The sequence below is a fragment of the Streptosporangium brasiliense genome (assembly GCF_030811595.1).
In the GTDB taxonomy this organism is placed as follows: domain Bacteria; phylum Actinomycetota; class Actinomycetes; order Streptosporangiales; family Streptosporangiaceae; genus Streptosporangium; species Streptosporangium brasiliense.
The window spans coordinates 21045-43994 of record NZ_JAUSRB010000004.1 but is presented as its reverse complement, the minus strand read 5'-3'; the positions used below and the strand labels follow the sequence as shown (position 1 = coordinate 43994).

Sequence of the window (22950 nt, the reverse complement as noted above, 5' to 3'; positions counted from 1 at the left end):
CATTCCTCATGCGTGCTAGGCTCCAAGTAGTCCACCAAGAACAACCGCAAGGGAGCACGAAAATGGGTTACCTCAGCCCCAACGCCAAGCGCATCAAGGACACGCTCGCCCAGTTCGGCATCAAGCGCTCCGAGATCAGCACCAAGACCCACTCTGTGCGTCGCCACTACGAAGACGGGCAGGGAAAGAAGCGGTCTTTCATGGAGCCCATGTACGTGGTCGGCCACCTGGGTTCCAGGGAGCACACGCAGCTTGTCGCCGACAACGCCGAGACCATCGCCGCCAATGATCTTCACGTCTGCGTGATCACCCACCAGTGCGGCCACATGATCACGGCGTGGATCACCACCGAGGGCTCGAAAGACGGCACGGTGGAGCGTAGGGCCATGACTAGCACCAATTGCCGAGAGTGCAAGGTAGCCGCCCTTGAGGAGTCGCCGGCGACTACCCCGGCCGAGATTGAGCAGGGGGAGGGGGAGGAGACCCCCGCCCCGGTCGACCGCCTCGCCGAGCTCGCCGAGATGGTCCCGGTTCTGGCTGCCACCGTCGCCCGGGTTAAGGCCGCGCAGGAATCGGCGCCGGTCGACGACGCCGCCGACGACATCTTGACCTGGTTTGAGGCCTACCTGACCCCGGCCACCGAGGAAGAGCGCCCTTACCCCACCGTGGGCGAGACGATCCACACGAAGGCGCCCGGGTTCACCGGCGGCAACGTGGCCGCGACGATTACGGGCGAGACCGTGGTCCCGGCTGACCCCACCGACAAGCACCCGCGCGCCGGGCGTATCTGGGTGATCACGTACTCCGACCACCGTTGCACGTGGTACGGCATCGTTCACGGCCGCGTCCCCGGCGCTCCCACCACCTACGACACCCCCGCCCCGGTCCGTTGGTTCACCGTAGAGCAGTACGCCATTGACGCCGCCGCGTCCCTGCTCTCTGACATCAAGCGCCAGCGCCACACCATCAGCGACGGCGGGCCTAAGACCCTCCTGTTCCTGCACGAGGAGGGCAACGGCCGCCTGTTCCGCGTGATCGGTCCCATGAGCACGGGCGTTGTGTGGCGGGAGACCGCGGGATGGTCCGCCATCGCTCAGCTTGGTTCGGGCCGCAAGCTGCTCAAGCAAGACGGCCAGCTGCGCCCGGACGCTCAGGGGTTCTCTTGCCTGGCCCGGCCCGAGCACGCCGCCGAGATGCTCGCCGAGTACTGGAGCCTCCCGGCCGACGCCGTTTCCTTCAGCTTCGCCGACGCCTGACCTTCTCGCCCCGGGCGTGACCACCACCGCGCCCGGGGCGCCACCCCCCATCACACAGCACCGAAGGGAAACCGCCCCATGGACATCACGACCGCCCCCGACGTTCTCTCCCTGGCAGTCCGCACCATGCACAGCTACTACCGCGAGACCCGCCCGTCTTACGCCGCCGTTGCCGTGACCGGCGTCTACCCCGGCGAGGCTGCCCACGCGCCCACCGCCGCGGGCCGTCTCCCCGGGTTCGTCGTGCCGGTGCTGGCCACCGACGAAAACGGCGAGACCTGCGCGCCCTCTGTGATCACTGAGGCTGCAAAGATCCTCGCCGCCCGTGTCTACAACATGAGCCGTCGTGACGTCGACGCCGCCAGCCTGGAAGCGTGGTTGTGTTTCGCCCCGCGAATCACGGTCCGAATGGTCACCCTCACCGACTGGTACGCGGCTTACGACATGCGGGCCGAGGTCATGTTTTACGTGCTGGCGTGCGGCCGATGTGAGATCAGCGCGCAGAGCGAAATCCGCAAGATCTACAACGGGTCGACTCACGGCCTGTTGGTGAGCATGAGCGCTCAGCCCGCCAGCCTGATCTAGCCACCGGCCGCCCGGCGTCACCACCACGGCGCCGGGCGCCGCTCCCCACCACCACACAGCACCGAAGGGAAATCAGCCATGATCGAGCTCCGCACCGCCGATGTCCACATCTACTACAGCACCACGAGCAAGCTCGCGCCCGCGCCCGTCTGGAACGTGACCCACGTGGCCGACCGCGCCGAGTTGCTCGAAGCACTGGCCGCCATGGGCGTTGCTGAGACCCGCGTCCGCCAGGCCGAGCGTGACCGGATGTATGGGGGCGAGAACACCGGCCGCTACGTCCTGGGCGCCCGGTATGAGAACGGCGCGCAGGTGACAAGCGAGATGTACCACCACCATGTCCAGTGGGCACCGGTCCAAGAACCGGCCACCATGATCACGCTCACTGTCACCATGACCAAGCGATACCAGGGACGCCGCGCCGCGGTGCACGGTCCGAACGGCTTTCACGCCGTGATCCACCAGACCGGCGGCACGCTGTGGAGCAACAACACCGTTACCGGCGGGACCTGGGCCGCGCGTAGCCGCCCCGGGATGCCCCACCTCCCGCAGCGATACAGCATCTCCGCGGCGGCCGAGGACGTTGCAGCCGCCCACGGTATGCCGCGCGGCGCCCTGGTCGTCAACATGCGGTATCCCCACCTGTAGCCAGCCCACAGAACCACCTGAGCCCCCCGGCCGTAGTGCCGGGGGGCTCCTTCGTGTTGCGGGCGAAAATCGGCGCCCTCGGGTATCGGCCATACGAGAGCACCGACCGCCAGGCAGCATGCGCGCACTACTGCCCGACGTACGCAGACAGGGCCACACGATCCCCGACCCTGGGGAACCGCCGCTTGTCTGTCTGCGCTGTGGGGGAGCGTATCAAGGCTGGGCATACCTGTCTGTACCTGTCCACAAAATCGGCCCGCTCGGTGGCTCTGAGAGCCCTACAGATACATAGGGATACAGCCACCCATTCCCCCGGGTAGCGTGGTCGGTGCGCCGTGGTCAGCGTGGGCGCCAGTGGGCGCCGGGCGCCGTGCGGCATGGTCTCAATAAATAGCGCGTCGTTACCGTGTATTTATCTGCGGTATTTTATTTTGTGATTGGTATTCATGGGCGCTTGCAGCACGCTTGCACATGCAAGCAGGGGTAAGACATGCAGGGCAGCGCATGAGTATGCAGTGGGTAGGCGATATGGTCATCATGTTCATTTCCGGGGCGTGGGGCCAGACGCGCGGCCGGCCCTATATAGCAGTGGCCTCAAAAAGTCAAGGGCGCTGGCGACAAGTGACAACAGGTGCGCCGCCTCGTCGCCGTGCGTGAGCGCCAATGCGTGCCGTCTGGCCCTCTGGGCGCCCCTGTATATGCGCAGGTCAGGGGGTCGGGCACATTGCGCCCCACAACTCTTAGTTCTCAGGCATTGGGGTATATGCGCAGGTCACAGGCTTGCGGGGGCACAAAATGGGCACGTTCCGCACGGCAAGAGGTATGTCTACCTTGTCCGTATTACACAGCGTGTCACAGTGTAACTTTGTGTGCATGTTGTAGGTTTCGTGCAACTTCCCCCAGGGGCTTGACAAATGGCGAGACCCCCCACCCTTAAATGATCTTGCCCGGAGGTCGCCGGCCTGGTAAATCAGGTAGCTGACAGGGATATTTACATAACAGTGGCCTAAGCCGCCATGCATGGACATTCAGTGTTCCCGGGCTCGCGAGCAAGGCTGCTAGCACTGCAGGTCAGACCATAAAAAATATGGGAAAAATGCTCGAAAAAGGCGCACAGTGGCCTGACGCAGCAAGTCACCGACGGGGGAGTCGACAAGCACGAAAATACGAGAAAAAACGTCCGAAAATGGGTGCCTGGGGCGCTGGGACACGGAATAATGGCCCCATGAGATCCACCGAGAACAACGATCCCCCCACCTACTCCAGCAACCCGTGCGCCGACGTCCCCGTCCTGCTCTACAACCCGCCGGCCTCCACGACGAGCTCCCGGGACCAGGTCGCCTACCGGCAGGTCGTCGAGTACCTGCGCGCCAACCCCGACGTGCTCGCAAGGCAGAGCGTCTACACGCAGCGGCTCGTGGCTGAGTACGGGATCGAGCAGGAGATCGACGACTCCACGAAGGCCTACGTCATCGTCTTCGGCGAGAGCAGTCCTGACTCCGACGAGTCGCTCAGGGACTACGTGATCGGCGTCGCCAGCTCCCGGCAGAAGGCCAAGGAGCGGCTCGGCGAGTACCTCCTGCGCGAGTACCCGGGCAAGACCATCGTGCAGACCGCGGACAAGGAGCAGGAGCTGCACGCCCAGCACCTCAAGGGCCGGCGTCCCATCGACGTCATCACCCTGTCGGCCGACGGCATGGCGGCCTTCGTCGGCTACAGCGCCTTCCACATCATCGGCTACGAGATGGACGGGGAGCTGCAGTGATCAGCACCGACACCCCCTGCCCTAACGGGGCCTGCCTGTACGAGAGGGCTCCTGAGCTCGGCGAGGCCCTCGGACACGACCGTCTGGGCCACACGATTCTCAACAAGCTGGTTCGCGAAAAGATCACGACGCTGCAGCGGCTGGCCAACCTCAGCAACGGCGAGCTGGTCGACCTGAAGCTGTTCGGACCCCACAATCTGGCGAGGATCCGTATCGCGATCGGCCACAGGACCTACCCGCCGGTCGAGGTCGTTGAGCAGGAGCCGAAGCACGCCGACTTCGTCAAGGACGACCGGCCCCGCCTCGCCACGTACTCTCTGGACCTCGTGCGGCGCATGGCCGAGGCGGGATCCTCTGACATCAGGGCCTGGGAGCAGGAGCCGGTCAATAGCGCCCTCCATACTGGCGAGCCAGGCAAGTCTTACGTGATCATGCAGACCGAGGGCTGGTGCGTTGGCCCTGAGATCTTGTCGCCGGTCGGTGTCGCGTCGTCGCCCGCGCGGCTGCGGGAGATGCTCTGGACGTACTTCTCCAAGAACTGGCCGGGCCTGGAAGTGCGGCAGATGGCTGACTGCTCTGTCGAACAGCTCGGTGAGCGCCACTTCGCCGAGCTGCTGCCGGACGACGCCGTCTACATGTCGGGTGACGGCATGGGTGCCTGCGTTGGTAGCACGCGCCTTGTCGTCGAGACCTTCGAGACGGACGGGGACCTGCTGTGAGCGACTTCGAGACGAGCGAGTGGGCGGGCATCTTCCCGATCGCGGACGCCCTGGTCAAGCACGGTTGGGACGTCACCATCACGGGCAACCGGTCCAAGTGCTACCTGCGCGGCGAGCGCGGGAACTGGGCGCTGGAGCTGGTTGACGACGTCCCGGTGGTAGAGGAACGGCTGGTCGACCTGGCCGGCGGCCGGTACATCAAGGCGACCGGCACCTACGACATGATCCGGCTAGCCGGCAAGGACTCCGACCGGCTGGCCCAGATCTGGGAGAAGAGGGTGAAGCTCGGGGCCGCGGTCGTCGAGACGGGTAGGGCCAAGGGGCCGTGGTCGGTCACCTACTTCCGACACCACAAAGTGGAGACCGAAGACGACTTCGCCACGCGCGCCGAGGCACTGGGGCGGCTGTGGGCCGGCCTGGACAGCGGGACCTTGACCCCTCGGTCAGTGATTGGCCCGGACGGCTCAGTCGAGCTGGCCGGCAACGAGCTGGACGCGGCGATCGAGGACTACACGAAGCGCCTGGACCTGGAGGCAGGCGAGTGAGCGAGACCACGGTTACCCGTTGCTTGAGCCTCAGCTGCCGAGCGGATGTGGCGCGCGAGCTCGCTGACTTGCTCGGCCACGACAACATCGGCCATCGGGCGACTAGCGGGCTGGTCGCCGGCGCCGGCGCACTGACCGTGGCCGAGGCGGCCAAGCTGACTGACAAAGAACTTAGCGACATCCGAAACTTCGGCGTAGCGGTGATCGCCCGGGTGCGTCAGCACATCCCGTCGCCGGCCGCGGCCCGTCAGGCAATCAAGGACGAGCTCGGCTTGGTCGTTGCCTTCTCCGCCGACAACCGGCAGTACTTCCTTCCCGGCCCGGGGCTGTGGGAGATCGACGAGGACGGCCGGTGCACGCCGCTGGTCCGCGGGGAGGAGGGGACGGCTCCCTCGGGCGATGTGTCCGCGGACTGGTGGGGCGAGGTCTCTGCCGTGGCGCGGGTCGTGGTGAAGAACGGTTGGGACGCGACCGTCGGTTGGAACTCCGTCTCTCAGTACTACTACCTGGCCGCCGAGCGGCCGGTTGGTGAGGACGGGTGGCTGCTGGAGATGGGCCGGCATGAGGGTAGGCCGCGCCTGGTCCTGGCTCGGCGGTCGTATCCGCTCTGGCAGCGGCTGCGTGATGCTGACCAGCTGATCGAGCTGTCGACCAAGACGCCGGCCGAGCTGGAGGCGGTCTGGCGCATGCTGGAGAACGGGGAGAGACTGTAGGAACAAAAGACCCCGAGCGAGTGGAATTCCACTCGCTCGGGGTCTCCCGCTTTTAAGACGGGGTCAGACGTCGTGCTCGCCGGCCTTCACGGAACGGGCGAAGCGGTGCCACTGCTCCCGGGTGAGGTCCAGCACAGGTCCGTGCGGGTCCGTGGAGTCCCGGAGGCCGACGGCGTCGGGAACGACCGCCACTTCGACGCAGTCTCCGCCGTTGGTGCTGCGCCGGCTCTTGCGCCAGAGGGCGCCAGCGTACTTGTGCATGTGGGTATCCTCGCTCTGTGAGACCCTCCCCGCCTTCATCGGGGAGGGTCTCCGCTTATCGGTCATCAGGCGTCGTACATGCCCGACTTCGCGGCGCGGATGAAGGCGCCCCAGGACGGGCGGCTGACGGCCAGGGCCGGCCCGCTCGGGTCCGTGGAGTCACGCACGCCGACGACGCCGGGGAGGTTGTCGGCCACTTCGACGCACTCGCCGCCGTTGCCGTTGCTGCGGCTGCTCTTGCGCCACTTCGCACCGGTCAGATCCATGGTCTTGCTCCTCACTGATGGGGTTGTGTACGGACGTGTGCGGTTAGACGGTCGTCAGCTCGTCAGCGTCTTCGATGTCGAACTCGCCGTCCTTGACGCCGCCGATGAAGGCCGTCCATTCGGCCTTGTTGAAGGCCAGCAGCCCCTCATTGCCGACGATGACGAGCCAGATCTGCGCGTCGGTTCCGCGCTTGTGAGGGGGGACGGACGGGTGGTCTCCCGGGACGACCTCAACAGTAACCTCGGCTTCTCTGGCAGACATGGTGCACACCTCCGTGTTGGTGATCGGTCGCCCATGACGCTACGGCCACGAGCGACTACGGACTATCCGTTCAAGGTAACAAGTTCGGATCGAACCGTTCCGGAAATCTCCCACATAGGTTCCGTTCCAAATAGATAGGCCCTCCCCGGATCCCGGGGAGGGCCTATCAACGAGCTGATCAGACGGTCGCCGGCTCCGCCTCGGGGTCGAACTCGCCGAGCTTCACCGAGCCGATGAATGCGGCCCACTCGCGCTTGTCGAACGACAGCGGGGCTGCCTCGGGGTTCTTGGAGTCGCGGACGAGGTAGACGATGGGCTCACCGGCCTTGTTCTCGGCCACCTCGGGGTCGTTGCCGGGAACGACCGCCACTTCGACGCAGTCCGCGCCGCCGTTGCCGCTGAGACTGCCCTTACGCCACTGCTTCGGTGCCATAGGTCACCTGCACCCTTCTGCTGGTAGTGCTACGAGTATTCCTCGGCCACCTGCGTGATCATGGCACGGGATTCGTCCGGGCCGAGAGCCCTGGCCACGAGGTGGTCGAAGAGACGATCATAGGAGGCCACGTCTGGCTTCTTCTCCAGGTAAATGGACCCCTGCTGGTATTCAACGTACACGATGGCGTCCCCGGTGGCTTCTGGGAAGCGGAGCAGGTGAAATCCGCCGTGCATGCCGGGGTAGGCGCCGGTCTTGTACGGAAGAACCTGAATGGTCACGTTGTTCAGTAGGGACTGCTGCACAAGGTGTTCGAGCTGTTCGCGCATGGTTTCGGGGCCGCCGACCAGCCGGCGCAGCGCGGCCTCGCCGATGACGACCCAGAGGCTGAGCGGTTCGGATTCGTGTAGGCGTTCCTGGCGCTTGAGTCGTACGGCCACCCGGCGGTCGATCTCCGAGGCGTCGGGGACTGGCAGCTCGGCGCTGATCAGGGCGCGCATGTAGCTTTCGGTCTGAAGTCGGCCGTCAAGCACTTCGGGGTGCCAGGAGCTGATCTCCGATGCTGCTTCCTCCAGGCCGACGTAGACGGAAAACCATGCTGGGATCGCTCGGCTGTACTGGTGCCACCATCCACGCTGGCGGGCCTCGCGGGCAAGCTTCAGCATGTCGTCGCGAGCGGGGCCGGCGACGCCGTAGATCTCCATGAGCATTGCGACTGTGGCCACGCTGACCGCGGCCGTTGCGTTCTCGAACTTCGTGACGGTGGCCGGCGCGCAGTCGAGCTGCTCGGCTACATCCTCGCGAGTCATCTTGGCTGCCGTACGTAGCCTGCGGAGTTCTCCAGCGAGCTGCCGCCGCCCGATGGTCGGGCTTGATCTACCACCCATACCGCACCCCTTCTGCACCCTTTGCCTGGATTTGGAACGTAAGTCACTCGAACCGTTCCGATCGAACGGCTTTACATGGGCGTGTCGAACCGTCACGATCGAGAGTAACGGGTCCTCCACCGCATGTTGGGCGTTCGCGCTCTCGCCTGGATGGGGCCTCCTTGGGCTGACCATTGAGCGAAATCGGGGCTGGCGAAAGGGTCGAAGTATGATGATCGGACTGCTTTCCGAGTACCAGGTTCCGGGCGGAACGCAGGCCCCCGGCCAGGCGCGCGACTGGGTGCGAGATCTGATCAGCAGCGAACACCCGTTACATGATGACCTCGTGCTGGCGGTCTCCGAGCTCGTTACCAACGCGGTTCGCCACACGCGTTCCGGAAACGGTGGGCAAGTCGCCGTCGGACTGGAGACCGGTCCGGACTACGTGCTCGTCGAAGTCCGCGACGACGGATCGGAGTCGTCGGCGCCGCAGGTGCTCGAAGTCGACGAGCTCGCCGAGAGCGGCCGAGGCATGAAGTTGCTGAGCGATCGGTCGGAGGCCTGGGGGGTTCGAGAAGAGGCCGGCGCCAAGGGCCGCACCGTCTGGTTCCTGTTCATGTACTGACCCACAAGACTCCGCCGGCCGGTTGGTGACCGTGAGCCCGAGGGATAGGCAGGTTGATTGGTCGGCGGACCCTCGGCGGTGCGCGGCGTGTGTCATCCCCATAACGTGCGCCTTTTCCGGTCGCTTCCCCTGACCGGCCACCGCCGAGGGTAACCAGGGTTCGTGGCTCTGGGATGAGCCGTTCCGGGTACGGGACTCCCCGGGGCCACGGCGTACGAAGAAAGGCCCCGTCTTTCGACGGGGCCTTTTGCCGCGCCTCGCGTGGCGCGGTAGCTCTGACACTGTCTAGGAAATCGATAAATTATCCGCATTTTCCCAGGTCACGGCGTCTTTGAGGAATGAGTTGCGCTGGATTCCTTAACGTGAGAGTATTGGTGCACGCCAGCAGGAACGGCGCACCACGCAACACCGAAGGGAAATCGGGATGAACGAGATCACTGAAGCCATTGTCGGCGATACCGACGCAGACGCCGCCTTGGCCCGTCTGAGGCTGCTCTACGCCGTCGAGAGGGAGATCCACTGCCCCTACATCGGCACCCTCCTGGACGCCGACAAGGCCGTCCTTGTCGAGTACGTCGACCTCCCCGAGCGGCGCGGATCCGCGGTGATGGACAGCCGGGCCTGGGACGCCATGGCCCAGATCATCAACGCCCAGTTCACGCTGAGCGGCATCGTCTACACCGTCCACGACGGCCGCGAGCTGTTCGGGAGCCAGAAGTGATCACCGACGACAAGGGCCGCCCCGTCCAGGTCGACGGCCTGCCCAAGCCCGGGTGTCGCATCGTGTGGAAGAACACCCCGCGGGGCCGGCGGGAAGGACTGGTCGGCAAGGCGCCGGTCTTCTTCATCGCCCCGGCCGGAAGCGCCCCGGGAAACCTCATGCGGGCCGATCTCCCCGGGTTGACCGGCACCAAGTGGCGACATGCTGACGTGGCTGCCCTGGAGGAGCTCGCCGAAACCATCCTCACCGACTGCGCCGCCACCATCGGCGCCACCTTGTCCCCGCCGGCCCCCGAGCCCGGGGCCGAGCCTGCTGGCGAGCTTGTGCACGCGGCTGGCGAAGTGATCCACGCGCGGCCGGTCGACAAGATGGCCGACAATCGGGCCGTAGTGACGTTCTGCTACAGCGAGTGTCGTCACTGCCCCGAGCGGTCGGAGGCGTCGGAGGAAGAGCAGGTCGCCTACACCTGGCAGACCGACCACGAAGAGGCAACCGGCCACCGCAACTACTGGGTCTACTCTGCCCAGCGCGGCACCGCGAGGATCTTCCGCATCTGACCAGGAACGAGGAAGGCCCCGCACCAGCTTGGTGCGGGGCCTTCCTGCTGCCAGGGGTCAGAGAACCTCGGTCACCTCGGCAGCGAGCCGGTCCGCGGAGGAGTTGGTGGAGAGGAAATCCTGGCGGTCGTAGGAGAGCTGGGCGCCGACCATCGTGAACGATCCGATCTTCGGTTCCTTACCGCCGGTGACCTTGTAGGTGACGGTGTACTGCTGGTCACCCAGGGCCGGCCCGCGGTAGGACGGCACCACTCGAAAGGTGATGAGGCAGCCGGCCGAGCTGAAACAGGACTGCTTCAGGGTCTTAACCGAGAGCTGGAAGTCGCCAGGGCGAGGCTTGCGCGGCTCGCCCTCGGCTTCGGCCGCCTGGGGCTGGGTGGACTTGTGGGTCGGCACGGCGGCCTTGCTGGCCCGCGGGAGGGTCGTGCGCTCGGAGGGAGCCGCCGCGGTGGATCCGCTCACGCTGCCGATGATGAATCCGCCGAAGCAGCCGGACAGGAGCGTTCCAGAGGCGACGAGGACGACGGTCAAGCCGCTGAATCCCGGGCGGGACGGAACCGGTGCAGGCGGGTAGCCGTAGCCGGGCGTGTAGTGGGATCCGGTGTGATGCGTCACGGGTACTCCGCTGTTCTTGGTGGATGTTATGTGCATCTTATAGGTGTTAGTGGCTGGCCATACCTGTCTATGGACACCATTCCGGTATTCGTGAGCAGGTTTCCCCGTGGCTCCGGCGCGATCTTCCAGCTAGAATCGCCGCATGGGAACGGTACGAGTGGCGCAGCAGCCTTACGAGCGGGGCACGGTGTTCTGCACCGCGCAGAAGTGCGCCGCGGTGGCCGGCGAACCGTGCCGTGAGCCGCGTGGACGCGGTCAAGGCGGTTTCAGGTTTCGGTACAAGATGCACAACGCCCGGCGTATAGCCATGGGGTTGGAGCCGTACCCAGAGGAGAAGCCAAAGACGCCCCAGAAGCGGCACAGGAAGGCGCAGCGGCGCCGGTAGATCCCGAGACGTAGGCAAGGCCCCCGCCGAGTGGTGGGGGCCTTGTCATGTCTGTCGGACGGCCGCGTGCGGGGGCCGGCCCGATGCGCTCGGGCGCCGCGGTCGCTCGCGAGGCTGCCCCGATCTTGCAGCTGGCAACAGCTGTACATACCTGGCCATACCTGGTAACTTCGGCCGCGTCGAACAACTTTGGGGAGTGGGCACCCTCTGAAACATGCCCCTGCGCAGTCCCTGCCCCTCGTACGAGGCTCGGTGGATGGCAGTCCCGCCAGCGGAGGAAAAGGCGGAATGAGTAACCTCCCACCGGCTTGGCCACCGGGTGTAGAGAGAGCCCCCGAGAGGGGGTAAACGGTCTTACTGAATGTGTAGGCAGCCAGAGGTTGGCTCCCTAGCTTCAGTACTCGGGTGCGACCGCCGTTTCGGTAGAGCTCGGCCCGGGGCTGGGGTGAACGCCGCGAGGCCGGGAGCGCACGCTAAGACAGGCTCACTCTGGGGCTGGCAGTCCAGTCGTACTACGGATGACGACCCATCGAGATGGGGCCGGGTACTAGATCTGCACAACATCTCGCCCTGGGACCGGTGGTAATGCCCGGTCCGGCACGAGTGACCAACCAAGCGACCGCGAAGCGGCGTACGGAGAGTTCCGTGTCTCCCCTCACCTCGTGTAGACCGCCTTTTTTGGCCCAGGTCTGCGCGAGGGGAGGGGAGATCCCCGCCCTGCGCTTCCCGGCTCTCGGCCCCGGAGAGTGGGGAAGATCAAATACAAGGTCAACGACAAAAGACGATCAAAAAACAAGATCAAAATCAGGGTGCGCGGAGGCTCGAAGTAAAAAGTTTGACCAGGTCAACGGCAAAAAGTTAAAAACAGATGAAATATGTCCAGAACGGACAGTCGTGATCTGGTAAGCCTCGCATAACTGGCTGTAGAGTCCTTCCAGCTCACCGAGCGCCGCTTGTCGATGTTGCGGGCGCACTCCCTGGGTGTGAGTCACCAGCTACCAACCGATCAGGGGGAGGAACCCTTCTTCAAGCCCTGTCGAGGCTGGTCAGGAAGAAGGGGAGTCTCCCGGGGTGGTATCCGGGGGACTCCCCTCTCTTAACGTCCGGTCAGCGGACAGATCACAAGTACTTGTCGGGCAGATCCCCGTTGGCGTAGGCGGCCACAAACTTCATCTGCACCTCGTGCGACGGGTAGCCCTTATCGCTGACCTCCAAGCCGGCCTCCTTGGCCCAGGCCCGTACCCGCTGAGAATCCGCCCAGACGGGTCCACGCATCCCCGACCGACGCGGGCGACGCAGCACAGCCTGACGGCGGGCCGTCTTCATCCACGGCTCCATGAACTCCCAGAACTCCTTGCGGTGCTCCTCTGACACGTCGATCTCGTACGCGAAGCCCGACACCGCGAAGTTGATCGTGTCGACCGCCTCGCTCCCGTCGAAATCGTCGACGAGCTGTTCCCGAAGTTCTTTTGCCATGTCAGCTCCAAATACCCCTTATGCGCACAGGTGCGTCGCGAGCCGAAGAGTATCAACGCTCTGATCAGGTCAGAAGGGTTCGTAACGACCAATTGCATATAGTTGGTAGGCAACGACAAGATCATGATCTACCCTCTACGGGCCAGCCGTAAACGAGCCGTCGGCCCGCCCGCATCCCATCGAGCCGGCCGGCGGCGAGCTACTCGTCGACCGCCTGGAGCCTCTCGACCGCACCGGCCCGGACCGACGACCCGACCCCGACTTCGGTCTCCAGCAGCCCTTCGTCACGCAACTTCGTAATCGCCTTGCGTATCGTCTGGCGGGCGACCTCGAACTCCTGAGCCAGCTGCAGCTCGACGATGAGCGTGTCCGGCCCATACTCGCCCGTGCGGATCCGCTCGCGCAGTATCCCCGCGATCTGCTTCCACTTCGGCTTCGTCGCCGAAAATTCGACCATGTAGCTGACCCTAGGCAGGGGGTCTCTACCAGGCCTGATGCGATACAGCAATAGCTGGCCATAGACAGGTATTGCCACCTCCAAATATCCTGGGATCATGCAGATGACCCATATCCGCAACGGCATGCTCGCCACCGAGCTGCCCGACGTTGCCTGGCGAAAGAGCAGCCGTTCCCACGGCAACAGCAACTGTGTCGCCCTCGCCCCGCTGGCCGGGGGAGTGGTCGGCATGCTGGACACCAAGCACCCGACCGGCCACGTCCTGGTGTTCACCCCGGACGACATCGGCGCCTGGACGGCCGACATCAAGGCCGGCGCCCTGGACCACCTGATTTAAGAACCACCACCACGCACCACCGAAGGGAACCCCGTGCACAACAGCCCTGAAGGAGCGACCGCAACGGCCCCCACCACCGACTGGGTATGGCGGGCCTACCTCACCAAGCCTGCCTGGAAGATCGGCACCCAGAGCCTGCCGGCCCCCGAACCCTGGTACGACGACCTCGCCGACGCCCAGGCCTGGGTCGAGCGTGAGGCAGCCATCTACACCCGCAACGGCAACCGCTGGCGCATCACTGGCATGGTCGAGTTCGGCCAGGTCACCATCCCCAACGGCATCCTGATTTTCGAGCAGCACGGCTCACTCCACGGCTTCCACTACAAGTTCGCCTATGGGATGTTCCGCTGGGTAGAGTTCGGCCGCTCACCAGTAGCGGCCTAAGTAGCACCCGCTGACCACGAACCGGTAGGGTCAGCGACAAGCCGGTTTCCCCGACCTTGCGGATGCGATTGTTCTTGGTGGATCTTGGGCAAGAGGATCCAGTGGATGGGGAAGCCGGCCCACTCTCTTAGAGCATCCATGGTCCGGATGCCAGGCCCCGAGGTTGCCCCTCCGGGGCCTTTTTCATTTCCGGGCAAACATCCCAACTTGACGCATCCCAACTACGCATTCGTAGCGTCCTCGCCATGCCCACCACGCAGCGGCAGCGCCGCCACTTTGTCCTCGCCCACTCTCTCACCGTGGCGAAGCCGATCATGGACACCCTGCGCAAGAACGGCCTGCGGTCGAACAACATCATCTACCTGACCTCACAGACCCAGCTCGACGGCATCGACCCCAAGGACGCGTGCTTCATCTACGGGCCTTCCTACCTCTACTCCAGGTGCTGGAACTCTCAGATGAGGAACCGCATCTACAACCTGATCGAGCAGGGCGCCACGGTCAAGCCCGTGCCCGTCCGCCCCGAGCCGAAGCCTGAGCCCAAGCCCGAGCCGATCAGGCCCACCGCCCGCCCCACTCTCAGTCTCGCCCCCTCCAGGCGCCCCTTCTTCTCCCTCTCCGACTCCTTCGGCACCGCGCTCTCGTCCGTCAGCGGCGGCCCGAACGGCACCCTGGCCTCGGCCCCCTTGGACAAGGACAAGCTCGTCGAGCAGCTCAAGAGCTACGCGGCCGGGGACAAGCCCACGGAGACCGCCGAGCCGAAGCCCACGCCCGAGCCGGTCTACAAGGAGATCTTCTTGGGCGGGCCGAAGCACGGCCAGCGTAAGACCGACCCCAACGGGCCGTTCGGTACCTACTTCGTCCACACCGAGCCGCCCCAGGGCTTCCGCCTGATCTCCTCCCTGTCCGGCATCAACCGCTCCAGCGCTTCGACGACTTACCCGACCAAGTACCGGCGCCAGGAGGTCGAGATTTTCGGCGCCAAGGTCAACTTCTGGATCGCCGAAGACCTGTGGAACGACCGCAACCAGCTCATGCGTGACTTTGTCCTGTTCCAGCTGGAGGTCTGACCCATGACTGAGCCCCTCAAGGAAGGCCAGCCCGGGTTCCTTCGCCAGGAAGTCTGGAAGAGTCTCAACGATCTGTTTGAAGAGGTCGGCCCGCCTATGTACGACCTGCCCGAACCGGTAGGCGTCAACGCCGACGGATCCGTGCGCTTCAAGCTTCCGCCCGTGCAGCCCCTGCCGCGTCGACCGCGCCGCTACGACCCCATGGCCGAGCTTCGAGAGTGGCACGAGGCGATCGACCAGAAGCCGTTCCTGGAGCTCGATACCGACGCTCAGCAGAAGCTCCTGGTCCTGCGGCGGACCCTCATCGGCGAAGAGAGCGACGAGGTCGACACCGAGATCTACAAGTTCCGGGTCGGGCGCGGAAACATCGCTGCACTGGCGAAAGAGCTTGCCGACCTGCTGTACGTCGTCTACGGCACGGCCGAAGTGATGGGTATCGATCTGCCCGCCGTCTTCCAGCTGGTCGACGACAACAACAAGACGAAGATCGACGCCGAAACGGGAAAGGTGAAGAAGCGGCCGGACGGCAAGGTAGAAAAGCCTGACGGGTTCGTCGAACTCACCTACGACGACATCAACGACATCATCGCCCGCGCATAACAACCGAATAGCGACAAAACGGTACCCTCGAATACAGACGTTATTTCGACTGATCGGCGGTACCGTGCTTCTCTTCACACTGGCTGCGAACGCCGTTGAACCCGCGGGGGATTTTCTAACGAATCCGCTGTTCCTCGGCCCACTCGCGGCCTTTGTGTTTCTCATCTTTGTAAACGAGATCGTCGTGCCCGGACGCGCATACCGGCGCGTAGTCGATGAGAACGCAAGACTTTCCGGCGTCATCGAGACAGTAGTCCCCATCGCGCAGTCGATGGTGGACAGTGCCAAGCAGAACGCGGCCGTGCTTGAGGACGTCGTAGCCGTGTTGGAAGACGTCACCACCAGACTGGCGGAAGCTAAAAATCCGCAGGCGAAGGACTCCAACACCGCGAAGGCGTGAGCATATGGCCTGGAGCACAACCCGGCGCACCGCTGAATCTGAGCCCGCCGACTACATCACCGCCGCACAGACCGCTCTCCAACGCGTCGTGGCGGAAATGGCCGAGAACGCCGAGCGGCTCCGAGCGACCTCCATCAAGTCGGCAGCACTTCGCGAAGGCTCATGATGCACGTCCAGACCTGCTACTTCCATGACGGAATTCACTACGGCCCGCCCGGCTGCTACCACGAAACAGTGTCCAACCACGAGCTCGGATACGAATGGGCGCCCGGCACGACCGCACAAACACCTCAAGGCGAAAACCAGCAATACTGGGATGAGTCCCAGTAAATCCCCGAAAGGCCGATAATGGCAGTCAAGCAGAACCCCCAGAACCTGGTCGCCCCCGGCTACCCGAATTACAAGTCGATCGACCGCGACGAGCCGAACGTTGGCGGCACCGCGCAGAACGGTGGTGCGACCGCACCCCACCTCAACTCCGGCCAGGTCTACGGCCACGAGGGCCTGCACCTCACCGCCGTATTCGACTACGCCTTCGACGACGCCAAGCGCCCCCCGCTCAGCACCATCACCCCTCCGGCGTAAGCCCCCCTTACCCCGGTCCCGTCACGGCCGATTCAGACAGTGACGGGACCGGGCTCCACCACGCACCGACCAGGGAACCACGCTGATCGGAGCACCACATGATCCCCGCCTCCTCCCTCAATCGCCGATTTACGCACCACCCGCCCATCTCTGAGAGCCGCGCCAAGGCGCACGAGAGCGTCCGCGCCGCCTGTCTCAACCTGGCCCACGTCCTCAACACGCTCATGCCCGACGGTCACGAGAAGAACAAGGCCATCGACGCACTCGACGAGACCCAGTTCTGGGCCAACGCCGCCATCGCCCGACACAGCATCTGATGGCCCGCCGCCCGTCCGGCAACCGTGGCCGGCAGAGCAAGCAGAGCAAGGTCTTCAGACCCCGTAACCCGGGAAATCCCGGACCGCAGCCCGCGCCGGCATCGACCCCTGCGCCGGCCCCTGTGCCCACTGCAGCCCCTCGGCCGCCCCGCCGTGGTGCGCCGGCCACCAGTGCCCAGGTCCGCGCTCAGCGCTTCGCTGAGGCCCTGCGGCCCCTCCCGAGCCGAACGGGCGCCCGCCCCGCCGATGCCCTGATCCCCACCGCCGAGCAGCGCGCCCAGCGCGACGGCACCCAGGACGCCGACGCCCAGCATGAACAGCTCGACCTGCTCGACTATCTCAACGAGCAAGAAGAGTCCCGCCATGTCCACATGGATCCCATGGCCTGGTGGGCGCTGGAAATGGCCCGGCAGGGTAATGACATCTACCTCATGCCCTATCAGCCGACCCCGAGCATTAATCCGCCCAGGCCGCGGACCCTGGCCGCCGGCTACGACAAGACCACCAACACCCTGCGCGTACGATTCCGCAACGGCCAGGTGTACGGCTATTACGACGTGCCAGCCAACATTTGGCGGAACTTTAAGAGGCAGAAGTCGCCGGGCCGCTACATCAACCGTGTCCTCAACTTCTATCCCTACGCCCCGGAACCGGCCCTTGACCAGCCCACCGGCATGACCTGACCGGCGGAAAAAGGCCACCGCTGCGGTTGCCCAATCGCTCGCGCCTACCGCCCCGCGGAAGTGCGTGAATACCGCGGAAGAATCCGCTGACTAAGTACCCCGCTACCACATTTGGTGGCGGGGTAAATAGCTTTCCGGGTATGTCGAGAGCCTACGTTTTTGGTCCGGTCTTCTGCCAGCCCCTGCGGCTGGAGCCGGGCTCACCCATTTTCCACACCGCCGAAACGCGCGAGGACAACTACCCCTACCGATTCGGCCGCTGCGTCATCATCCGATACGGCCGCGCCGGCCGCGCCATCGCCATCGGCCGCTGGACCGGCTACGAGCTCGACGAGGACACCGCGATCCTCCGTGCTCTGCAGGCGGTAGAAGATGACGGCCTGTTCGACGACGACGGCCGCATCAGTCCGCGGTTCGAGCGCCAGGTCGAACGGGAGATCATCGCTCAGAAAGCCGCCGGCGACGTGGACGAGGAGTGGAAGCTGATCACCCTCATGGACCTGGCCTATGACGGACAGCCCGATGACCAGGACGAGGCGGGGGAGGACCGGTGAAGCTGTGCAGACTCATTCCCAGACGATTTCGCACCGGAGTGGTCAGCAGCTACTCACGAGGCGACATCATCGGCCCCGTAGAGGTACAGCTCACAAGCCACTGTCGAACACCCCGGTGGCTTGTCGAGCGTCGGGCCGACCGCTATTTCCGCCACATGTACACCTCGCGCACCCAGTTCGGACGGATCGACTGCATTCGGTCCCCATACATCGCCATGGACGGAAAACGGCATTGGAAGGCGATCTATCGGAGCGTGATTCCGTGAGTCTGTTCAAGAGGTCGCCGGACAGGGTCCGCGCCCGCGCAGCCGCTCGGCTGGCCCGTATTTCCAGGGAGCAGGTCCTAGACTGGCTGGACGTGTGCCTGTCCGGCGCCTGGAAGGCTGCTGAGGACCACCGCAAGAACCTCCAGGACGACGAGCTGGATGAGCTGGAGAAGGGCCTGCAGATGGCCCTGGGCGCCGTGGACGACCTGCGCCGGCGGCGCGCAGGCCAGACAACGCCGCGGACCTGACCCCGCATAACCCGATTGTCCGGCTGCGGAAAACATCACATTCCATTCCTTAGTTGGGATGTCTCTTTGGGGGGTTGCGGCCCTAGTTGGGATGCATGTTCTGCTCTTGCCACAGGACGCCGCAAGGCGCCGTAGACCGCAAGAGAGGGCCGGCAATGGCCGTTGTGAAAGTGGGCGACCGGCTCCTCACCCCCGAGGAAATCGCCGAGATCGTCGGCATGAGCCCGCGCTGGGTGAAGCGCGAATCCCGAGCCTATGGACTGCCGCTCAGAAGGATCGGCGGAAGCCCGAGGTGCTCGGAGCGCGAGCTCTACGACTGGATCAACCAGCAGCCCACGATCTGAATCCCAACAGGAGCAATTACATGGACACGATGACCCCCGACATGGCCACCGTCGACACTGAGGCTGCCGAGCAGGCCGCCGAACAGGTCGCCGCCGGCGCGATTGAGCTCGACGACCGTCACGCTGGCTGGTGGGAGAAGATCGACAAGAGTCGGCTCAACCAGGCTGACGTCTACGACTGCGTGCTGGGTCAGCTCTACCGCTTCTACTGGCACGGCAGGGACGTTCTGCGCTGGTGCGCGGACGACGCCGAGAACTACGGCGTGTACGTCCCCGGTGAGGAAGAGTCCTCGGAGGTGATTGACGCCTACCGCCTGCGGACGCACCTGTGGATCGCCGAAATCGACAAGCGCGAGGCCGCCGCGGCCAACGCCGATCAGGCTTAGGAGACGTCGAATGAGCACGGTAATCCTCGTCACGGACGACGCCCTGCGTATTGAGGCCGGCAAGCAGGTCGCCGCCGGCGCCGCGGAGATGGACAACCGACTTCCCGACTGGTGGACGGGGATCGACAGGGTCTCTCTCGACCTGGGCAACTCCTATGACTGTGTCCTCGGTCAGCTGTTCGACGAGTTCGAGATCGGCCTGGAGCTCCTCGGCCTGAACCTGGGCGAATCCGAGCGGCTCGGCCTGTACTGCAGTGGTGACTCCCTCTCCCAAGCGGTTAGGGACGCCTACCAGCTCCGGACGCAGCTGTGGATCGCTGAAATCGACATGCGCGAGGCCGCGCAGGCGTTGGAGGTCTGAGCATGGTCACGGTTACCCCCGAGATCCTCGCCAAGTACGGCGCCAGGGTGGCGTTCGGAGCGGCCAGCCTCGATGCCAATAAGCCCGACTGGTGGGAGAAGATCGACAAGGCCAGGCTTGACACGTCCCACACTGTTTTGTGCCCCCTCGGCCAGCTGTACGACGGCTACGACAGCGCCCTTTCGGTCATGGACTGGGACGACGACGACGCCGCCGCACGGGGTTTCTTCCTCCGCTGTGGCGAATACGACAATTTCGAGGCGGGCTACGAGCTGCTTGACGAGCTGTGGATCGCCGAAATCGACAAGCGTATGTATCCGCAGGCACAGGAGGTCTGATCATGTACCGTCTGCGGCAGCAGGACCTGGAGAAGATCAACTCCCTGACGAAATACCCGAGCATCCCCACGCACCACGCGCTGAACCCCCGGGCCAAGGGCATCCTGCTGGAAGAGCCCACCGAATACGAGGGCACGGTGATCGGGACGGAGAAGGTCGACGGCACCAATGCTCGGCTGATCGTTCTTCCCGACGGCCGTTTCCTGATCGGCTCCCGCGGTGAGCTGCTGACCTGCTCAGGCGACCGAGTCCACAACCCTCAGCAGGGGATCGTGGACGCCCTGCGCGAGGTCGGCTACAAGGTCGAGGGCGCCTGGGACGAAATCCTCGTGCTGTACCTGGAGGTGTACGGCGGCAAGCAGCTGCCGGAATGGAAGCAGTACGGGGACGGCACCGCGGCCTTCCGGTTGTTCGACGCCGCCACGGTGGACCCGGACAGGATCTCGATGGACCACAACGAGATCGCCATGTGGCGTGACCGCGGCGGCCAGGACTTCGCCGGCGAGGCCGCGCTGCAGGCTCAGGCAAAGATGGCATACCTGCTCCTGACTCCGAGGCTGTTCACCCTGGACGCCGCCGAGCTTCCGCGCAGCATCGCCGGCATGCGCGAGTTCATGGCACCCTACGCGGCAACCCGGGTGTCGACCGGCACGCCCGGCCGCAGCGAGGGCATCGTGCTGAGGTCGCATGATCGGCGAGTCATCAGCAAGGCGCGCTTCAAGGACTACGACAAGACCCTCCGCATGCGTGCCGAGGCCGAGCAGGCGATCCGCGCCAATGTTTAAGATCCACGATGAGCTCGCGGCGGCCTACGCCCGCGCCGGATACGTGATCGTCTCCAAGGCCGATCTGGCCTACTACCTGGACCGTGCCGACCCGATGCCAGGCGTAGATTTCGGCGCCTATGACAGGCTGCGGGACGCGGTGGAGGCTGCGTCATGATCGTCCTGGGTATCGTGCTCGGCACCGTCGCGCTGCACCTGTACGTCGGGCTTGCCCGCGTCGCGCCGATTTTTATCAAGCGGTCGATGGAGGATCACGTACGTCTCTACCCAACGTTGGCAGAGGATGCAGTGCATCTCGCCAGGTGGCGTAAGGATGCAGCGGCCGAAGCTATGTTTGTCGCGTTCATCTGGCCGTTCTACATCGCGGTAAGTGGCTTGCGTGACCATCTGGCAAACGCTGCACCGCTCATCGACCACGAGCGCGAGATTCGATACCAGCAGGCGTTGGTCAAGATCGAGCAGTTGGAGAAGGAACAGCGCGAGCTGAGCGCCTGACTGCACAGCAAAACGCCCCCGTACCGCTCGGTACGGGGGCGTTTTGCTGTCCGGGACAGTGTCATCGGTGCCGACGGCGGTAGGCGGTCTTCGCAGCGGTCATAGACGGCCAGCGTTCCCGGAGTTCTTCCCAGCGGTAGCGCTGCCGGGCGATCCGTTCGACTTTCGGAGGCTTGGAGGCGAACCACTCCCGAGCGAAGGAGTAGTGCTCAGCTCCGGTAGTTCCCGTGTGGATGGGCGGCTGCGATTCAAACGTGGCCATGGGGATCCTGTCGTTGAAGTTGATCTGGTTCAGGCGGCCTGCTCCAGCGTCACGGTGACGCCCAGGGCCTTGAGCTTGGCCAGCAGATCGGTGACCTCGGCCTGCTTGTCTTCGGCGAAGGCGTCAACGCCGCCGAGCGTGGCGTCGACCGGGATGCCGGTGGACAGGTAGGTGTTGACGTTGCGCTGGATGCGCTCCCAGGACGGGTCGACCATCTTGTAGTAGGTCTTGAAGGTGGTCTCGTAGGACTTGTGGCCGAGCATGCGCGAGACGTCGGGCAGGGGGACGCCCGCGTCGATGACGTGGCTGGCGAAGGCATGCCTAAAGTTGTGGGCCGTGATGTCTTTGTCGTCGAGGCCGAGCCGGATGCAGGCTTCCTTGAGCGCTCGGTTGAATACCGAGTTGTTGACCGCCTGGCCGGGCTTCTTGAGGGAGGGGAACAGCAGCCCGCCCTCGGGGATCGCGTAGTCGGCGATGTGCCGTTCCAACTCCGCGGCCACGATCGGATCCAGAGGCACCCAGCGCCCCTCTTTCGCCTTGCAGTACTTCAGCGGCGCCCAGCGGCCCTCATGGTGCCACTGCCGGTAGATCCAGAGCCGGTTGTCTTTCTTACGAATGTCGGTGCTGGCGCCCAGGAATTCGCCCTCGCGCAGGCCGCACCCGGCCATGAGGTAAATCGCCAGGCGCCACATCGGCTTGATGGTGTGGGCGATGTCGTGGATCTCGGCCGGGGTGGGGACGTAGCGCTCGGCGTCGGGAACGTCGCGCAACCGGTGTCCGTCGCAGGGGTTGTCACTGCGCCATACGTCAGCCTGAGCCTGGCGGAAAATCGGGCGCAGGACGTACATGATGAGATTCTTGACAGTGCCCTCGTAGACCGGGTCCTTCCCCGTTTCCGGGTCCTCGGAGTAGAGGTAGTCGATCAGGTCAGCTATCTGATCTTTGTTGATGCGGTTGACGGGGACCTTGCCGAGCCTGGGGAAGGCGTGGGTTTCCAGGATGGACTTGTAGTTGCGCCTGCTGGCGGGCTCCAGGTCGCGCATGCTGGCTAGCCACTCGATGGCGTAGACCTCTAACAAGGGGGCCTTGCCCTTGGCCTTGGACATCCTGCCGACGCCCTGGCGCTTTTTGGTGTACTCCTGGAACAGGTGCTCGAAGCCTGCGTCGTAGTCGTCGAAGGTGAGCTTGGTGGGCTCGCCGGCCGCGTCGTACCACCGGCCGAGCCACTTGCACTTGCAGCGCGCGTCCTCGCCGTGCTTGCAGGAGTCGACCTTCTTCAGGCTGCCCATGCCCCGGATCAGCTTCTTGCGCGCCATTGTGCCCCTAACCCTTCCAGATGGGCACGGCCTTGTGGCTTTTTTGTGCCCTAGAATCCTACGC

36 protein-coding genes are annotated in these 22950 nt (G+C 64.6%); 27 read left to right on the top strand and 9 right to left on the bottom strand.

What is annotated here, in order from left to right; genetic code table 11:
• The first annotated feature begins 62 nt into the window (after positions 1-62).
• The 7 genes from J2S55_RS47685 (at position 63) to J2S55_RS47655 (ending at position 6231) form a co-directional block, all read left to right on the top strand.
• Positions 63-1256 carry a hypothetical protein gene (locus J2S55_RS47685; RefSeq protein WP_306876264.1) on the top strand — a complete coding sequence of 398 codons (1194 nt, stop codon included), beginning with the start codon at positions 63-65 and terminating at the stop codon, positions 1254-1256.
• 78 nt (positions 1257-1334) lie between these two features.
• Positions 1335-1841 (top strand): hypothetical protein, encoded by a 507-nt coding sequence (locus tag J2S55_RS47680; RefSeq protein WP_306876263.1) that lies wholly within the window; start codon positions 1335-1337, stop codon positions 1839-1841.
• A 78-nt stretch (positions 1842-1919) separates the two neighbouring features.
• Entirely contained in the window at positions 1920-2489 is a 570-nt protein-coding gene (locus J2S55_RS47675; RefSeq protein WP_306876261.1) for a hypothetical protein, read from the top strand.
• 1225 nt (positions 2490-3714) lie between these two features.
• On the top strand, positions 3715-4254 hold the full coding sequence (locus J2S55_RS47670) for a hypothetical protein (protein WP_306876259.1): 540 nt from the start codon (positions 3715-3717) through the stop codon (positions 4252-4254).
• Positions 4251-4973, top strand: a complete 723-nt coding sequence (locus J2S55_RS47665; RefSeq protein WP_306876257.1) for a helix-hairpin-helix domain-containing protein — start codon at positions 4251-4253, stop codon at positions 4971-4973. Before J2S55_RS47670 ends, J2S55_RS47665 begins: the two co-directional genes overlap by 4 nt.
• On the top strand, positions 4970-5518 hold the full coding sequence (locus J2S55_RS47660) for a hypothetical protein (protein ID WP_306876255.1): 549 nt from the start codon (positions 4970-4972) through the stop codon (positions 5516-5518). Before J2S55_RS47665 ends, J2S55_RS47660 begins: the two co-directional genes overlap by 4 nt.
• A complete protein-coding gene (locus J2S55_RS47655) occupies positions 5515-6231 on the top strand; it encodes a hypothetical protein (protein WP_306876253.1) in 717 nt (238 codons plus the stop codon). Before J2S55_RS47660 ends, J2S55_RS47655 begins: the two co-directional genes overlap by 4 nt.
• A gap of 63 nt (positions 6232-6294) precedes the next feature.
• On the opposite strand, the gene J2S55_RS47650 is transcribed toward J2S55_RS47655, so the two are convergent.
• From J2S55_RS47650 to J2S55_RS47630, 5 genes are all read right to left on the bottom strand, one after another.
• Positions 6295-6492: a DUF397 domain-containing protein gene (locus tag J2S55_RS47650; RefSeq protein ID WP_306876251.1), complete on the bottom strand. Its 198-nt coding sequence runs from the start codon at positions 6490-6492 to the stop codon at positions 6295-6297.
• A 65-nt stretch (positions 6493-6557) separates the two neighbouring features.
• Entirely contained in the window at positions 6558-6758 is a 201-nt protein-coding gene (locus J2S55_RS47645) for a DUF397 domain-containing protein (RefSeq protein WP_306876250.1), read from the bottom strand.
• A gap of 43 nt (positions 6759-6801) precedes the next feature.
• Positions 6802-7020: a hypothetical protein gene (locus J2S55_RS47640; RefSeq protein ID WP_306876248.1), complete on the bottom strand. Its 219-nt coding sequence runs from the start codon at positions 7018-7020 to the stop codon at positions 6802-6804.
• A gap of 178 nt (positions 7021-7198) precedes the next feature.
• Positions 7199-7453: a DUF397 domain-containing protein gene (locus J2S55_RS47635; protein ID WP_306876246.1), complete on the bottom strand. Its 255-nt coding sequence runs from the start codon at positions 7451-7453 to the stop codon at positions 7199-7201.
• Between the two features lie 29 nt (positions 7454-7482).
• Positions 7483-8340 carry a helix-turn-helix domain-containing protein gene (locus tag J2S55_RS47630; RefSeq protein ID WP_306876244.1) on the bottom strand — a complete coding sequence of 286 codons (858 nt, stop codon included), beginning with the start codon at positions 8338-8340 and terminating at the stop codon, positions 7483-7485.
• 208 nt (positions 8341-8548) lie between these two features.
• Between J2S55_RS47630 and J2S55_RS47625 the strand changes: the two genes are divergently transcribed.
• From J2S55_RS47625 to J2S55_RS47615, 3 genes are all read left to right on the top strand, one after another.
• Positions 8549-8944: an ATP-binding protein gene (locus tag J2S55_RS47625; protein WP_306876243.1), complete on the top strand. Its 396-nt coding sequence runs from the start codon at positions 8549-8551 to the stop codon at positions 8942-8944.
• A gap of 424 nt (positions 8945-9368) precedes the next feature.
• Positions 9369-9665 carry a hypothetical protein gene (locus J2S55_RS47620; RefSeq protein WP_306876241.1) on the top strand — a complete coding sequence of 99 codons (297 nt, stop codon included), beginning with the start codon at positions 9369-9371 and terminating at the stop codon, positions 9663-9665.
• Positions 9662-10222, top strand: a complete 561-nt coding sequence (locus tag J2S55_RS47615) for a hypothetical protein (protein WP_306876239.1) — start codon at positions 9662-9664, stop codon at positions 10220-10222. Before J2S55_RS47620 ends, J2S55_RS47615 begins: the two co-directional genes overlap by 4 nt.
• 57 nt (positions 10223-10279) lie before the next feature.
• On the opposite strand, the gene J2S55_RS47610 is transcribed toward J2S55_RS47615, so the two are convergent.
• The 3 genes from J2S55_RS47610 to J2S55_RS47600 form a co-directional block, all read right to left on the bottom strand.
• Entirely contained in the window at positions 10280-10684 is a 405-nt protein-coding gene (locus J2S55_RS47610) for a hypothetical protein (protein ID WP_306876237.1), read from the bottom strand.
• Positions 10685-12341: 1657 nt separating this feature from the next.
• A complete protein-coding gene (locus J2S55_RS47605) occupies positions 12342-12698 on the bottom strand; it encodes a histone-like nucleoid-structuring protein Lsr2 (RefSeq protein ID WP_306876236.1) in 357 nt (118 codons plus the stop codon).
• Positions 12699-12897: 199 nt separating this feature from the next.
• A complete protein-coding gene (locus tag J2S55_RS47600; protein ID WP_306876234.1) occupies positions 12898-13155 on the bottom strand; it encodes a GntR family transcriptional regulator in 258 nt (85 codons plus the stop codon).
• Between the two features lie 97 nt (positions 13156-13252).
• On the opposite strand from J2S55_RS47600, the gene J2S55_RS47595 reads away from it, so the two are divergent.
• From J2S55_RS47595 to J2S55_RS47515, 17 genes are all read left to right on the top strand, one after another.
• Entirely contained in the window at positions 13253-13492 is a 240-nt protein-coding gene (locus J2S55_RS47595) for a DUF397 domain-containing protein (RefSeq protein ID WP_306876233.1), read from the top strand.
• A 33-nt stretch (positions 13493-13525) separates the two neighbouring features.
• A complete protein-coding gene (locus J2S55_RS47590) occupies positions 13526-13876 on the top strand; it encodes a hypothetical protein (protein ID WP_306876232.1) in 351 nt (116 codons plus the stop codon).
• 245 nt (positions 13877-14121) lie between these two features.
• Complete coding sequence (locus tag J2S55_RS47585) at positions 14122-14946, top strand: hypothetical protein (protein ID WP_306876230.1); 825 nt, start codon at positions 14122-14124, stop codon at positions 14944-14946.
• Between the two features lie 3 nt (positions 14947-14949).
• Complete coding sequence (locus J2S55_RS47580) at positions 14950-15546, top strand: pyrophosphohydrolase domain-containing protein (RefSeq protein ID WP_306876229.1); 597 nt, start codon at positions 14950-14952, stop codon at positions 15544-15546.
• A 64-nt stretch (positions 15547-15610) separates the two neighbouring features.
• Positions 15611-15946 (top strand): hypothetical protein, encoded by a 336-nt coding sequence (locus J2S55_RS47575; protein WP_306876227.1) that lies wholly within the window; start codon positions 15611-15613, stop codon positions 15944-15946.
• 348 nt (positions 15947-16294) lie between these two features.
• Entirely contained in the window at positions 16295-16531 is a 237-nt protein-coding gene (locus tag J2S55_RS47570) for a hypothetical protein (protein WP_306876226.1), read from the top strand.
• Positions 16532-16629: 98 nt separating this feature from the next.
• The gene (locus J2S55_RS47565) at positions 16630-16848 is read left to right on the top strand and encodes an Acb2/Tad1 domain-containing protein (RefSeq protein ID WP_306876224.1); all 219 of its coding nucleotides are present in this window, start codon (positions 16630-16632) and stop codon (positions 16846-16848) included.
• Positions 16849-16970: 122 nt separating this feature from the next.
• Positions 16971-17531: a KTSC domain-containing protein gene (locus J2S55_RS47560; protein ID WP_306876222.1), complete on the top strand. Its 561-nt coding sequence runs from the start codon at positions 16971-16973 to the stop codon at positions 17529-17531.
• A 140-nt stretch (positions 17532-17671) separates the two neighbouring features.
• Positions 17672-18085 carry a hypothetical protein gene (locus J2S55_RS47555; protein WP_306876220.1) on the top strand — a complete coding sequence of 138 codons (414 nt, stop codon included), beginning with the start codon at positions 17672-17674 and terminating at the stop codon, positions 18083-18085.
• Between the two features lie 262 nt (positions 18086-18347).
• Positions 18348-18599 carry a hypothetical protein gene (locus tag J2S55_RS47550; RefSeq protein ID WP_306876218.1) on the top strand — a complete coding sequence of 84 codons (252 nt, stop codon included), beginning with the start codon at positions 18348-18350 and terminating at the stop codon, positions 18597-18599.
• A 155-nt stretch (positions 18600-18754) separates the two neighbouring features.
• Positions 18755-18943, top strand: a complete 189-nt coding sequence (locus J2S55_RS47545) for a helix-turn-helix domain-containing protein (protein ID WP_306876217.1) — start codon at positions 18755-18757, stop codon at positions 18941-18943.
• Positions 18944-18963: 20 nt separating this feature from the next.
• Positions 18964-19329 carry a hypothetical protein gene (locus J2S55_RS47540; protein ID WP_306876215.1) on the top strand — a complete coding sequence of 122 codons (366 nt, stop codon included), beginning with the start codon at positions 18964-18966 and terminating at the stop codon, positions 19327-19329.
• A 10-nt stretch (positions 19330-19339) separates the two neighbouring features.
• A complete protein-coding gene (locus J2S55_RS47535) occupies positions 19340-19690 on the top strand; it encodes a hypothetical protein (RefSeq protein ID WP_306876214.1) in 351 nt (116 codons plus the stop codon).
• A gap of 2 nt (positions 19691-19692) precedes the next feature.
• Positions 19693-20028, top strand: coding sequence for a hypothetical protein (locus J2S55_RS47530; protein ID WP_306876213.1), 336 nt, complete (start codon positions 19693-19695; stop codon positions 20026-20028).
• A 2-nt stretch (positions 20029-20030) separates the two neighbouring features.
• Entirely contained in the window at positions 20031-20813 is a 783-nt protein-coding gene (locus tag J2S55_RS47525; RefSeq protein ID WP_306876212.1) for an RNA ligase family protein, read from the top strand.
• On the top strand, positions 20806-20970 hold the full coding sequence (locus J2S55_RS47520; RefSeq protein WP_306876210.1) for a hypothetical protein: 165 nt from the start codon (positions 20806-20808) through the stop codon (positions 20968-20970). Before J2S55_RS47525 ends, J2S55_RS47520 begins: the two co-directional genes overlap by 8 nt.
• Positions 20967-21308 (top strand): hypothetical protein, encoded by a 342-nt coding sequence (locus J2S55_RS47515; RefSeq protein WP_306876208.1) that lies wholly within the window; start codon positions 20967-20969, stop codon positions 21306-21308. Before J2S55_RS47520 ends, J2S55_RS47515 begins: the two co-directional genes overlap by 4 nt.
• 291 nt (positions 21309-21599) lie before the next feature.
• Here the strand turns inward: J2S55_RS47515 and J2S55_RS47510 are convergent, their stop codons facing one another.
• Positions 21600-22886 carry a tyrosine-type recombinase/integrase gene (locus J2S55_RS47510; protein WP_306876207.1) on the bottom strand — a complete coding sequence of 429 codons (1287 nt, stop codon included), beginning with the start codon at positions 22884-22886 and terminating at the stop codon, positions 21600-21602.
• Positions 22887-22950 lie beyond the last annotated feature (64 nt).